A 14,844-nucleotide genomic window follows, 5' to 3' on the forward strand; every position below is an offset into this window, starting at 1 on the left:
GGAGGTATTTATGGAAACAAGCACAATTGAAAAGGATTTAGCAAAATCTGGATGAAGCATTTTAAAAAAAGATCCGTTTATTAAAGACAATATTCTTCCACAACTTTATTTATATTTAAATGAAAAAGAGAAGGTGGAATCATTGGCATGAACTAGAAAAACTAACGAAAAAGGCGAATTAACAGCAACATATGTTTTATTAGTTTTAACAGAAAAGCGTATTTTAGCATTATCTAAAAACTCTATTGTAGATGATTCAGAAATTCGTCAAAAATGATTTGATATTGACGAAATAAAATTTTTAGAAATGGAAAACTCTAATATTAGAGTGGGTTCTATAAGAATTAATTTCATTGCTAATGGTGTTGGTTATGCTTTAGAGTCAATTGACGAAAAATCTTCAAAACATTTTGTGGATTGAACAGAAAAGGCTATTAAAAATTTTAAATTAAATCATGCTCATACAATGACTTATCCAAAATCAGATAATTTGAAAAATTTGCAAAAAATTGAACTCACTCACAAAACTAAATCTAAAAAACAAAATCGTGAACATGTATTTGCAAATTATATTTTCGATCACCCTTCGCTAATTAAATCAAATCCAGCAATGCAAATTTTATTATTCGCTTGTTCATTTGTATGACTGATTGTTGAATCTGTTGTTTCAGCAACCTTTGATAAAGATGGTTTTGTTGCTAGTGTAACAATCAGAGGAACCGGAATTTTTAGTTTAGTTTGAACAATTTTAGGATTGATTGTTTCCATATATTACATTATTAACATTTGAAAAAAAGATAAACTTGAAATTAATGTAATTTTAGCTTTAATAGTTTCAATAGGTTTTATATTTTTATTTGTTCTTTCTATTTTACAAATTACAGTTTCGTTATCATCAATTAATATGACATATATTGGAATTTTTACTTCCTTAATAATGTCCTCTACAACAGGAATTATTTTCGCTAAAGATTTTATTGAAAGAAATAATAAATAATGAAAACGGCTTGTCCGTTTTTCTTTTAATATAAAATATATCTTAAAGAGGTCTTTGTGATTATGTTTAACTTACAAAAATATTTTATAAAAATAATTGATGATACATTTAAACAAATAAAAATGAATGTTAACTTTGATTTGTCAGAAGAAGCAACTTCATTTTTTAAAAAAAATCATCGGATCACTAATTTTGCTCAATCTGTAGAATTTAATAATTTAGTTTTAAAACCACTAAAAATTTTACTAAACAACAATCAGCTTATTTATTCAAATGAATTTAAACTTGCTAGCAAAAAATGAGTTAGCGATTATGAATGTTGCATTATAGTTTTAAACAAATTTCATGAGCATTTTGTCAATCTAATTGTTAATAAAGAAGACAATACCTTTATCAAATTAAAAAGTATTAATGAATTTTTGTTTAACAATTTTGTTGTTAAAATGTATGGTGAATATCATCTTGATTTTTTAAAAATGGATTTAGAAGTTATAACATCTAAAATTGTTCAAGTTTTTGATGAAAATAATTTAGAGATTTTAAATTTAAACCAATTACTATCTTTAGAATCTGATTTGTTACAGAAAATAATTTTAAGTTTAAAAAATGCTCAAATTAGCGATGACAATATTAAAAATGAATTTCTTTCGAAACTTTATCATTTTAAAAATTTATGCGCAATTTTATTATCATTGACATATAAAATACTAATAGAATTTAATTACCCAGAAATTAATAAAAACATCGCTTACATATATATCAAATAAGGAAAGGAGATATTTTTATGTTAAATGAAAATCAAAAAACTAAATTTGAAAAAATAATAATCAAATATGTTGATAAAAAAGATATTCATCCACGAACTCAAATTAAAGATATAAACATTTACAAAAATAAAATAATGGAAACATTATATGCTAATAAAGTTTTTACCTTATCTATTAATAAAGTTTTAAAATTATTACCTAAAAAATTATATGGAGATTTAAATTTGTTATGTGAAGCATTTTTTGACTTAAATGAAGAAGAATGATTAGAACTAACAATTAAATTTTTTGATAAATTCATTACCAATTCCGGAAGAGAATGGATTCCCCTTAATACTGTTGAAGAAAAAAAAGATGAAGCCGTTAATATAGAAGAAGAAATTTCTCATATTTATGAAGATTTAACAATTTTGAAAGAAACTAAAATTTTGAATCAAGAAAAGTATTCCAATCTTTTAGATGCTGGAGCATTCACGACTTATATTGATGAAAAAGGAAATACAAAACCAATAAAACATCTAGATGCAAAACAAGTTTCTCTAATTGATAAACTTCATCTTTTACAAAATATGATTGTTGATGAATTTGTTACTGATTTTGTTGAAAATCATTCAAAATCTACTTCAAAAGATAAAATGACTATCTTGATTGATTTAATGAATTACAATAAAACTGTTATTGAATTTAAAAGAACGCAATTTGTTAATATTGATAAATTTGCAGATGAATTGCCAAATAAAGAAATCGAAAAAAATACTATTAGAGCAATGAGAAGCGAGAAACGCCTTGTTTTAGTTAATGAAGTTTGAAACAACGATATTGAAGAACAATACCGTTGTTTTATCAAAAAACATTTAAGAAAAATCGGGTTTAGACCTGGAATCATTCTTATGAACAAAAATTACAAAACTTTATTTGAATTTTTAAGAACTAGATAATATTAAAAACATCAAAAGTTAATTAGACTTTTGGTGTTTTATTGTTCTGCTTCAAAAAAATAAATTTGTCTTCTTTTTTCTTGTATTGTTGGTATAATTTTATATGTGTGAGTTCGATACACACGGAAATGTGAAAGGAGGAAATTGCAATGCCAACAATTAACCAATTAGTTAAAACTAGACGTAAAGCCAAAACTTGAAAAACTAAAGCTCCTGCTTTAAATAGAGGGATTAACTCTTTACAAAAAAAAGTTACCAGAGTTTCATCTCCACAAAAAAGAGGAGTATGTACTCGTGTGGCTACTATGACACCTAAAAAACCCAACTCAGCATTACGTAAATATGCTCGTGTTAGATTAACAAATGGAATGGAAGTTAATGCCTACATCCCTGGTGAAGGACATAACCTACAAGAACACTCAGTTGTTTTAATCCGTGGTGGACGTGTAAAAGACTTACCTGGGGTACGTTACCACATTATTCGTGGAACACTTGATACTCAATCTGTTGATAAACGTCGTCAAAGCCGTTCTTTATATGGAACAAAAAGACCTAAATCTTAATTATTTTTAAATAAAATAATCCGTGGAATACGAACCACAATTGATCGAAATTAAACAAAATATTTAAAATGAAAGGAGCAAAACCCATGCGTAAAAATCAAGCCGAAAAAAGAGACGTTTTACCAGATCCTGTCTATAACTCAAAATTAGTTACTCGTGCTATTAACAAAATTATGTTAGATGGTAAGAGAGGAACTGCTCAAACAATTATTTATGATGCTTTTGCAATTATTAAAGAAAAAACTGGAGAAAATCCAATTGATATCTTTAACAAAGCAATCAACAACATTGAGCCGCACTTAGAATTAAAAGTTCGTCGTATTGGAGGAGCTAACTATCAAGTTCCTGTTGAAGTATCAGAAGAAAGAAAAGTTACTTTAGCATTACGTTGATTAATTAACTATTCAAGACTAAGAAATGAAAAAGTAATGACAGTTAAATTAGCAAACGAAATTATTGATGCCTCAAACAATATTGGGGGATCAGTTAAAAAACGTGAAGATACTCACAAAATGGCAGAAGCAAATAAAGCCTTCGCACACTACCGTTGATAATAATCAATGTTCACTATTTATAGAAAGGATATAGTATGGCAAGAGAATTTAGTTTAAAAGATACGCGTAACTTTGGAATTATGGCTCATATTGATGCTGGTAAAACCACAACTACAGAGCGTATCTTATTGCATACAGGAAAAATTCACAAAATTGGGGAAACTCATGAAGGTGAATCACAAATGGACTGAATGGCTCAAGAACAAGAACGTGGAATTACTATTACTTCAGCTGCAACAACTGCATTTTGAAAAGGTAATCGTTTTAATATCATTGATACTCCTGGACACGTAGACTTCACAGTTGAAGTTGAACGTTCATTAAGAGTTCTTGATGGTGCAGTAGCCGTTCTTGATGGTCAATCAGGAGTTGAACCTCAAACAGAAACTGTTTGAAGACAAGCAACAACTTATAGAGTTCCCCGCATTGTTTTTGTTAACAAAATGGATAAAACAGGAGCTGATTTTGATTACTCAGTTAAATCAATTGGTGACCGTTTAGGAGCAAAAGCAGCACCAATTCAATTACCAATCGGAGCTGAAGAAAACTTTACTGGAATTATTGATTTAGTAGAAATGAAAGCGTACCACTTTGATGGTGCTGCTGAAGAAATCGCTAAAGAAATTGAAATTCCAGAAGATTTATTAGAAAAAGCAAAACAATTAAGATCTCAATTAGTTGAAACAGCTGTAGAATACGATGAAGAATTAATGATGAAATTCTTAGATGGAGAAGAAATTACCATTCCTGAATTGAAATCAGCAATTCGCAAGGGAGTTAACAGTGCTGACTTCTTCCCTGTTTTAGCAGGATCAGCATTTAAAAATAAAGGTGTTAAATTATTGCTTGATGCAGTTATTGATTACTTACCTTCACCAATTGATGTTCCTTCAATTAAAGGAATTTTACCAAATGGAGAAGAAGCTGAAAGACATTCATCAGATGTTGAACCATTTTCAGCATTAGCTTTTAAAGTTATGACAGATCCATTTGTTGGTAAATTGACATTCTTCCGTGTTTATTCAGGAATTCTTGAAAAAGGAAGTTATGTTTTAAACTCAACAAAAGAACAAAAAGAACGTGTTGGACGTATTTTACAAATGCATGCCAATAATCGTACTGAAATTGATGTTGTTTATGCTGGAGATATTGCTGCTGCTGTTGGTTTAAAAAATACAACAACCGGAGATACTCTTTCAGATGAAAAGCACCAAATTATTTTAGAATCTATGGTTTTCCCAGAACCAGTTATTCAATTAGCATTAGAACCAAAAACTAAAGCTGATCAAGAAAAAATGGGAATTGCTTTAAATAAATTAGCAGAAGAAGATCCAACTTTTAGAACATACACAGATGAAGAAACTGGACAAACAATTATTGCCGGAATGGGTGAATTACACTTAGACATTATTGTTGACCGTATGCGTCGTGAATTTAATGTTGAAACAAATGTTGGAGCACCACAAGTTTCATACCGTGAAACAGTTAAATTGCCAGGTAAATCAGAAGGTAAATACATTAAACAATCAGGAGGGCGTGGATCATATGGTCACGTTGTTATTGAATTTGAACCAAACCCTGATAAAGGATTTGAATGAATTGATAAAATCACTGGGGGACGTGTTTCAAAAGAATACATTAATGCTGCCCGTGCTGGTTTAGAAAGCGCTTTACAAAATGGTATTGTAGCCGGATTCCCAATGATCGATGTTAAAGCAACTATCGTTGATGGGTCAATGCATGATGTCGATTCAAATGAAATGGCTTACAAAATTGCTGCTTCAATGGCACTAAAAGAAGCAGCTAAAAAAATGAACGCTGTTCTATTAGAACCAATTATGAATGTTGAAGTTACAATTCCTGATGAATACTACGGAGATGTAATGGGTAATATTTCTTCAAAACGTGGACTAATTGAAGGTTCAGAACAAAGAGGAAATGCTCAAACTGTTAAAGCAAAAGTTCCATTAACAGAAATGTTTGGTTACGCAACAGAATTAAGATCATTTACTCAAGGACGTGGAAATTACACAATGATTTTCAGTCACTATGCAGAAGCACCAAAATCAGTTGCTGAAGCAATTATCAAAAAAGCAGGTAAATAGTATTAATTTATAGTTTATTTCAAATATTATATTAAAATAATATGTGAATATGTCCGCCCCTACGGGGGCGGTTAAGATACTAGAAAGTAAATCTAATATCGCTATATAAAAAGATTTTTTAAGGAGAAATTACAAAATGGCAAAAGAAGCATTTGATCGTAGTTTACCTCACGTTAACATTGGAACAATTGGACACGTTGACCACGGTAAAACTACTTTAACAGCTGCAATTACTAAAGTTTTGGCAGCAGAAGGTGGAGCAGAATTTAAAGATTATGCAAACATCGATAACGCACCAGAAGAAAGAGAACGTGGAATTACAATTAACACTTCTCACGTTGAATATAAAACTAAAAGCAGACACTACGCACACGTAGATTGTCCAGGACACGCCGATTATGTTAAAAACATGATTACTGGTGCTGCACAAATGGATGGAGCAATCTTAGTTGTTGCTGCAACTGACGGACCAATGCCACAAACACGTGAACACATCTTGTTATCACGTCAAGTTGGAGTACCTCGTATGGTAGTTTTCTTGAACAAATGTGATATGGTTCAAGATGAAGAATTAATTGATTTAGTTGAAATGGAAGTTCGTGACTTATTAACAGCTTACGAATTTGACGGAGATAATGCACCAGTTATCCGTGGATCAGCTTTAGGAGCATTAAACGGAGAAGAAAAATGAGTTAATTCAGTTAAAGAATTAATGGATGCAGTTGATACATACATCCCAACTCCTGAAAGAGATTCAGCAAAACCATTCTTAATGCCTGTTGAAGACGTATTTACAATCACAGGACGTGGAACTGTTGCTACTGGACGTGTTGAACGTGGAACTGTAAAAGTTAACGAAGAAATTGAAATCGTTGGTTTACATGAAGCAGCAACAAAATCAGTTGTTACTGGATTAGAAATGTTTAGAAAATTATTAGACTTTGCTGAAGCAGGGGATAATGTTGGAGCATTACTACGTGGAGTTGATCGTGAATCAATCGAACGTGGACAAGTTTTAGCAAAACCAGGAACAATTAAACCTCACACTAAATTAAAAGCATCAGTTTATGCTTTAACTAGTGAAGAAGGTGGACGTCATAAACCATTCTTTAACAATTACCGTCCTCAATTCTACTTCCGTACAACTGACGTTACTGGAGAAGTGACTTTACCAGCCGGAACAGACATGGTTATGCCTGGAGATAATGTAGAAATTGAAATTTCATTAATTAAACCAGTTGCTATTGAGCAAGGAACAAAATTCTCAATCCGTGAAGGTGGAAGAACTATTGGTGCTGGAACAGTTATTGCTGTTGAAGCTTAATCATTGATTTAATTAAAAATCAAAAAGAACTTTTAAAGTTCTTTTTTTATTTTTTTGATATAAATATATTTGGTAAAATTAAACTATTAAAGGTTGGATGCTAAAATGAAATTTAAAATATTAATTAAGCAATCATTTCGAGATTTTAGATCCAAAATTATTATTTATTTAACTTTTACAGTTTTTTTAATCATTGTTTTATCAATGGTTGTTGGACTCTTTTCTTTTTCTTGAAATTTTAGCAATGAAGCAAGTAATATTAATTCGAATAAACACATTAATTCTTCAATTTCAACAATTCAGTATCGTTTACAAGAAGACGAAGGTATCGGTGACACTGATGATTATTTAATTGTTAAAGAAACTAATAGTGATGATGATTTAGATTTAATAAAATATACAGAAAATTTAATTAAACAAAGTGGACTAACAACTTCAATTAGCGCCAAAGATTTAATTGCTGTTTCAGGAGTTTTTGCTGGTAAATTATTTCATTTAGACTCAATTAATCATGGAACACATCCTATAATTGATAAACACATAAAAGTTGTAAATATCACAAGAAATGATGCTGATCCGTATCAAGAATATAATACATTAATAGATGCTATTTTAAACATACCAAATTATTTGGAAACAAATTTAACTTTGGGACAAAATGCTAATAATTTATTTTTAAATTATTTTCAATCAAAATTGTTAAATAAATCTGGCATTTCTTTAACAAGTAATAGTCGTGGTAAATTTAATTGGATTTCTCCCGAAAAATGAATGGCCAATTATTATAAAGAAGCACCATTACAAATTCAAAAATCGCAAGTGTATAAAACTTATATTTATGATCATCTTAATTTGAATGCAATGAATGTGAAGCAGAAAGATTTATTTGAGAAAGGAAAGTTTGCTTTTGCAACACCCAAAACTTTAGTTTCACAAAATCATAAAATAGGAGACATTGCTTTAATTTCCCCAACAGAAGATGAATATTTAATTATGGGTACCGCAAATAATCCGTCAACTTTTTTTCAAGGAGTTTCTGATTTAAAATATTTTGTAACTTATCAAAATTCTTTCGGTCATGACTCACTAGGTAATGATAATTTTGGAAAATCTAGTTTTTATAGCAATAGAATTTTAGTTCGTGTTGATTCAGCTAAAAATAACAAGAGCAAAGCACAATCAATATTAGAAAATTTAGCAACAAAATATTTCAGTCCCTCAGTTAATGAACCTTCAAAAATTTTGCCAGATACTTATAATGAAAATAATTATCCTGAAACCAAAATTATTAAAGTTGTTGAAACATACAATATTTTGGTTTATATCATAGCGCTTATGATGTTGTTTTTATTATTTGTAGTTTTTTATTTCATTACTCAACAAATTATTATTCTACAAAGAAGAACATTGTTTTTTTTAAAAGCAATGGGAGAGTCTAATTTTGTATTAACATTATTAACTACATTAGCTATTATTACACCAATTATTATTTCAGCAGTTTTTGCTATTTTTGGCGGTGCTTTTATCCAAAACATGATGTTTAATGCTATTAAAGCCGAATTATCTATTGTTTCGTCTTTCTGAAACCTCAACTGATTTTTTTGATTAGCGTTACTAGCATCAATAATCATTATGTTTATTTCCTTCTTTTTAATAAATATGATTATAATTCAATCTAAAAAATTAACTATACAAGGCATTGGGGTTGGTAAAGCACCTGGAAAAGTAGTTATTAAGTTTAAAAGAACAGTTTTAAGAAAAATTCCAAGCAAATTAAATATTGGAATTTCGTTTGCTTTTAAAAATATTTATAAAAACTTAATATCATTAGTTGTTTTATCTATTTGTTTTTCGGTTATTATATTCGCCTTTCAATTTAACAAGTCAGTCGAAACTAGTGCAGCTACTTTCGCAAAATGGAATGAACCATATAAATCTGTTTATGATAATTCAGAATTAGAATCATTTCACTTTGAAAATCAGCAACTAGTTGAAAATTTTCAAATTATAGAAACAAATAGTGTCGAGGACACTGACCTTAAACCAATAAGCAAAAATGATATTGAAATTGCAAATTTACCTAATGGTTTTAAACATACTTATATTGAAAAAAGTTTTACAAAATTTTTATTAACAATTGAGGGAAAAGAATATATTGATCAAAAGATGAACGAAATAAATCAAAATAGACCAAATACTATAAGCGAAAACGACCGAGAAAAAGTTCATCAAATGCTTGATAGTTTAAGAACCTATAATGATTTATTGATTGCAGATTTTGGTTATGATGATGGATTTAATATTTTAATGGGAACGATGCTAAAACCCAAGGGAGTTCGTTCTTATTTGAGTATGTCTACAAATTATAATTTCAATGGTGATAATAATGTCATCAAAACAATTGCAGTTTCTAATAAAGATTTAAATACTAAAAAACATTATCAATTAAATGAAATTAGTTCTAACAATTCTATTACTGACAATATTAAAAACAATAGTTACAAATATGCAATTAATGTTAATGTTTCTCAAGCTTTTGCAAATTATTTTTATGCTAAAAAGGGAGATGAAATCGAATTAAGAATAAAGCAAATTACAAATTCAAATGATGTTCCATTAAAAATACTTGTTAAAGTTAATGCGATTATTAAAGAACAATCATTATTAAGAGAAATTTATACAACAAAAGAAGATCTCTTTAATTATGTAATCAAGGAATCTGAAGCAGATGAAAATATCGAAACAACAGAAATGTACTTAAAGGTATTAGAAATTTTAAATCAATCTTCGGATTATACTTTTGATAACACTGTTTATTCATATGATGAAGTTCCGTTTGGTTTACAAAATCTAACTGCACCTTATTACAAAAATAGTGAAAATTCATCAGAAGATAATCGCGGTAATAGCATAATGGATTATGTATCACCAAAAGCAGAAGATTATTATTTAGAAATAAAAAACTCAATAATTCCATTTAACTATTTTGCTAAAAAAGTTTTGCTTAAATCTGCTCCACTTCTTGGTGTTATGAAAAACTTTATTTTTATATGTATTGTAATAGCTTTTGCTGTTTCATTAATTTTAACTGCCTTAATTCTTTTAGAAAATAAAGAAATCATTTTATTAATGAAATCTATGGGATATAAAACTTCTGAAGTTAATTGGTATTTAATTACTGGTTATTTGTTGTCAGCGATTTTATCAATTGTTGCCTCAGCACTAATTGCTTACTATTTGTTAAAAGTTTGTTCACCGTTATTTTATGATAGTTTTAATGTTTCGATTAATTTTATTTGAAATGTAAAAATATTTTTGATTGCATTTGGACTTGCTGCAACATTTTGTTTAATTGTTTCATCTTCAGTGCTGTACTTCACAAGACTGCAAAAACCGAAGAATGCTTTTGCAACATTATAAAACACTTTATATGAATGTTTTATAAATTCTAAACAGTGTTATAATTTAACTACTATTATTAACGAGAGAGGTATAAAAAATGATTACATTAAAAGGCAAAAAACAAGATTTAACATTAATCGCAATTGATGGAGTTAAAGTTCCTAAATTTGTATCTGATGCAGATCTTGCAACAACATTAATATCAGAAGAAAAAGTTGTTTACATGGTGCTTAAAAAAGCAGCGCCCGACAAAAGAAAACAATTGAAAAAAGCATTAACAAGTTTTGTTGGAGGAAACAAACATAATATTAATATCGATGTTGATTCTTTCATTAAAGTAATAGGTAAAGATTTAGATAAAGAAATTATCTTTAACACAATCATTGAAACTATTGGTCAAGTTTCTTTTAAAGCTTTTTCAATGAAAGAAAAACAAAAAAATAATGATGCTATTTATAACTTAATAACAAGTGAAAAAATGGACAAACACTTTGAAAAAGAAATGATTAAAATTGAAGCAACAAATTTTGCAAGAGTTTTACAAGACACTCCTCCAAATATTGCTACTTCAGTTTATTTAGCAGAAAAAATTGTTGAAGAAGCTAAAAAAGTAAAAGGATTAAAAATTAAAGTTTTAGGTAAAAAAGAAGCAGAAAAATTTGGTATGGGACTATTTTTAGGAGTTAATGCTGGATCAAACGTAGAACCTCAAGCTGTTGTTATTGAATATGTAAGTGATGCAAAACTTCCGCGTACTGCTTTGGTTGGTAAAGGAATTACATTCGATTCAGGAGGATATAATTTAAAACCTTCACAATTTATGGATGGAATGAAATTTGATATGTCAGGAGCTGCAATTATGTTGTCAACTATTATTGCTTTAGCTAAGGCTGGGGCAAAAGCAAATGTGGTTGGAATTGGAATGTTTACTGATAACAGAATTGGTGGAACTGCAACAATGCCAGAATCAGTGTTGAAATCAATGAATGGTAAAACTGTTGAAATTAATAACACTGATGCAGAAGGTCGTTTAGTATTGGCTGATGGAATGACTTATGCAATTAGAGAAATGAAAGCAGAGAGAATTATTGAAGCTTCAACATTAACAGGGGCAATCGCAGTTGCCTTAGGACCATGATTCATAGGAGCATTTACAACTAATGATAAATTATTTGAAGAATTCCATAAGGCAACTGAATACACTGGTGAATTAGCTTGAAGAATGCCTATTTTAGCTGAACATTTAGAAAAAATGCAAGAGTCAAAAATTGCTGATTTAACTAATTCTGAATCAGGAAGAGCGGCTGGTAGTTCAACAGCTGCCGCTTTCTTAAATGTTTTTGCTGAAGAAAAACCTTATTTACATTTAGATATTGCTGCAACAGCAGATGAAGGTAAACGTGGAACAGGTGTTTTAGTTAAAACTTTATTTGAATTATTGAATAAATAGTTTCAAAAGAACCGAAAGGTTCTTTTTTTAAACTTAATTGGTTAAAATTAAATAAATGGAGATAAAAAATGAAATTACAAACATGAAGCATTTATAAAGGAAAAAAATTAAAAAATTTAGAAGGACAAACTTTAGTAGAAAAGGAATTTCCTTTTGTTTTATTGAGACCAGATTTAAATAAAGAAAATCGTGTTCTAGGTATAGTTATAAACGGTGAATATGCGAATACATCAATTTTAGATTTGCAAAACCGAATTTTAAGCAGTGATCATATTTATGATATTTTTAAAGATAAATTAGGATTAGTTGATATCGCTGATATAAGTGAATACCATTTAGGAAGCGAGAACATTTCTCAAAATTCAATTCGTCAAGAAAATATTCAAATTCTTGTAGACGTTTATAATATTTTTATTAAAAAAGAAGTAATAACTTTTGAATCTGATGATTATTCTACAATTGAAAAAATTCGTCAACAACCCGATTTGTTTAGTGATGTGAATTTAGAAACGATGCCGTTGCCTCAATTATTAAATACACTTGGAGCAGGTCTTCAAGATTACAACGACAAAATGACATTAATTAAACAAGAAACTGATGAAGAAGCTAAAGTTTTAAAAGTTTTAAATGTTTCTAACTTACAAAGTAATTTGATTGTCTTTTTTGACGAAACACTAAAACGTTTTGACGAAATCATTAAAAATCAAGCCAAAGAACTTGAAAATTTAAGACAGGAATTAGCAAATTTTAAAAAAAATAAAGGAGAATAAAAAAATGAAAAGAAGTGAAGCTCAAGCAAAATACAAATGAGATTTTTCTCATTTGTATAAAAGTGATCAAGAATGAAAAAATGACTTAGCTAATCTTGTTAGTTTAGCTGAAAATTTTCAAGCAATGAAAGGTAAGTTAAATCAAAAAGAAGTATTTTATAAATATTTAGATTTGGATAATAAAATTGATAAAATCGTCAATAAATTAGCTATTTATTTACATTACGGAGATACTGATACATCAGACCAAAGGTATCAAATTCTAGAAGGTCTTTTGATGAATGAATTTAGAAAAATCAATGTTGCTACAGCGTTTGTTTCTCCAGAAATTAAAAGTGTGGGTGAACAAACAATTACAACTTGATTAACTGAGAAATCTGAATATAAAGTTTATCTAAAAGGAATGAAGAAATTTTTTGAAGAAGCTAAACACATTCTAAGTGAACATGACGAAGAATTATTAAGCAAAGTTGCCCGTAGTCTTGGTGCTATTGGGGGAATGTATGATACTTTAGCTTATGCTGATCGCCATGATGAAAATATTCATTATAAAGGTAAAGATCAAGTTTTAACAACTAGTTTAATGATGGAAATTTCTGAAGATTCTGATCCAATTAATGACCAAGAATTAAGAATTCAAGCAGCAAAAATATATCGTAAAAACTTTTCGGATAAAAAACATTCTTTTGCTTCCATATATGAAGGAATTTTACAAAATTCAACTGATTCAATTAGAATTAGAAATTATGCAACCGCAATTGAAGCTAGTTTAAATGGGGATAACATTCCGTTATCTATCTATTTAAAACTTTTAGAAATTGGTAAAAAATTTATTGATCCATTTAAAGAGTATAATTTATTAATTAAAGATACTTTTAAAATGGATAAATTCTACGCAACCGATAGACAATTAAAATTAGTACATAAATATAATAAAAAATTCACAGTTGAAGAAGCACAAATTTTAATTAAAGATGCTTTACAAATTTTAGGAAAAGAATATTTGGATAATTTAGAGATTGCTTGAGGCGATAACAAAATTGATTATTATGAAGACACAAATAAACGCGATGGAGCATATTCAACTGGTGGGGCTGGGGTTGATCCAATTATTTTAATGAACTGAGATGATAAATTAAACTCAGTTAATACTTTGGCCCACGAATCAGGACATTCTGTTCACACTTTATTCGCTGACCAAAATCAACCTTATCCTTTAAGCCAATACCCAATAATCTTAGCTGAAGTTGCTTCTACAATTAACGAACACTTACTATTTGAATATTTATACAATAAAGCAAATGATAAACAAGAAAAAATCTACTTATTGCAACAAAGAATTTCTGATCTAATGTCTACTTTTTATCGTCAAATTCAGTTTGCTGATTTTGAGTATCGCGCTCACCAATTAGTTGAAAAAGATGAACCATTAACTGCAGATATTTTAGCTAATTTGTTTAACGAAACACAAATAGATTACGGCTATGAAATTTTTGATAAAAATGAAGATGATAAAGATGCAATTTATGGCTGACCAAGAATTTCTCATTTTTTTCATTCTCCATTTTATGTTTATAAATATGCAATTGATGTAACCGCATCTTTTAAACTTTATAACGATATTAAAAACGGGAATGTGCAATCAACTCTTAATTTCTTAAAAGCTGGAGGACATAAAGATCCTTTAGATGTTATGCTGGATGCTGGAATTGATTTCACTAAAGAAGAAACTTACATGCCTTTAATTAATGGAATTAAAGAATATTTAAAAGAATTAAAGACTTTATTACAAAAATAAAATTAATTTGTTATCTTTGTTTAAGCAATTTTTTTGAAGTGGTTTTTACAAAAACACTTTTTATACAATAACATGTATTTCTAACATAAATAGCGATCTTTCTTTAGATTTAACATTAATAATAAATTCAGGAATAAATCTAAAAGGTGAATTATTTTTTAATAATTCCAAACCTT

Annotated in this window: 11 protein-coding genes; all 11 read left to right on the top strand. The window is 28.7% G+C overall.

Translation table 4 applies throughout. From position 1 onward, the window contains the following. The first annotated feature begins 10 nt into the window (after window positions 1-10). The 11 genes from ESOMN_RS00535 to pepF all read left to right on the top strand — a co-directional run bounded on the left by ESOMN_RS00535 (window position 11) and on the right by pepF (window position 14,668). Window positions 11-997 (top strand): hypothetical protein, encoded by a 987-nt coding sequence (locus ESOMN_RS00535; RefSeq protein ID WP_024863821.1) that lies wholly within the window; start codon window positions 11-13, stop codon window positions 995-997. A gap of 62 nt (window positions 998-1,059) precedes the next feature. After that, complete coding sequence (locus ESOMN_RS00540) at window positions 1,060-1,764, top strand: hypothetical protein (protein ID WP_024863820.1); 705 nt, start codon at window positions 1,060-1,062, stop codon at window positions 1,762-1,764. Window positions 1,765-1,781: 17 nt separating this feature from the next. Then, window positions 1,782-2,702 (top strand): hypothetical protein, encoded by a 921-nt coding sequence (locus ESOMN_RS00545; RefSeq protein WP_024863819.1) that lies wholly within the window; start codon window positions 1,782-1,784, stop codon window positions 2,700-2,702. Window positions 2,703-2,851: 149 nt separating this feature from the next. Then, the gene (gene rpsL, locus ESOMN_RS00550) at window positions 2,852-3,265 is read left to right on the top strand and encodes a 30S ribosomal protein S12 (RefSeq protein ID WP_024863818.1); all 414 of its coding nucleotides are present in this window, start codon (window positions 2,852-2,854) and stop codon (window positions 3,263-3,265) included. 86 nt (window positions 3,266-3,351) lie between these two features. After that, entirely contained in the window at window positions 3,352-3,819 is a 468-nt protein-coding gene (gene rpsG / locus ESOMN_RS00555) for a 30S ribosomal protein S7 (protein WP_024863817.1), read from the top strand. A gap of 35 nt (window positions 3,820-3,854) precedes the next feature. Further along, on the top strand, window positions 3,855-5,924 hold the full coding sequence (gene fusA, locus ESOMN_RS00560; protein WP_024863816.1) for an elongation factor G: 2,070 nt from the start codon (window positions 3,855-3,857) through the stop codon (window positions 5,922-5,924). A gap of 136 nt (window positions 5,925-6,060) precedes the next feature. Then, entirely contained in the window at window positions 6,061-7,248 is a 1,188-nt protein-coding gene (gene tuf, locus ESOMN_RS00565) for an elongation factor Tu (RefSeq protein ID WP_024863815.1), read from the top strand. Between the two features lie 105 nt (window positions 7,249-7,353). Then, window positions 7,354-10,668 (top strand): ABC transporter permease, encoded by a 3,315-nt coding sequence (locus tag ESOMN_RS00570; protein ID WP_024863814.1) that lies wholly within the window; start codon window positions 7,354-7,356, stop codon window positions 10,666-10,668. 79 nt (window positions 10,669-10,747) lie between these two features. Further along, window positions 10,748-12,100 (top strand): M17 family metallopeptidase, encoded by a 1,353-nt coding sequence (locus ESOMN_RS00575; protein ID WP_024863813.1) that lies wholly within the window; start codon window positions 10,748-10,750, stop codon window positions 12,098-12,100. Between the two features lie 68 nt (window positions 12,101-12,168). After that, window positions 12,169-12,870, top strand: coding sequence for a hypothetical protein (locus tag ESOMN_RS00580; protein WP_024863812.1), 702 nt, complete (start codon window positions 12,169-12,171; stop codon window positions 12,868-12,870). A gap of 4 nt (window positions 12,871-12,874) precedes the next feature. Then, entirely contained in the window at window positions 12,875-14,668 is a 1,794-nt protein-coding gene (pepF, locus tag ESOMN_RS00585; RefSeq protein ID WP_024863811.1) for an oligoendopeptidase F, read from the top strand. Window positions 14,669-14,844 lie beyond the last annotated feature (176 nt).

It is taken from the genome of Williamsoniiplasma somnilux, from assembly GCF_002804005.1.
Classification (GTDB): domain Bacteria; phylum Bacillota_I; class Bacilli_A; order Mycoplasmatales; family Mycoplasmataceae; genus Williamsoniiplasma; species Williamsoniiplasma somnilux.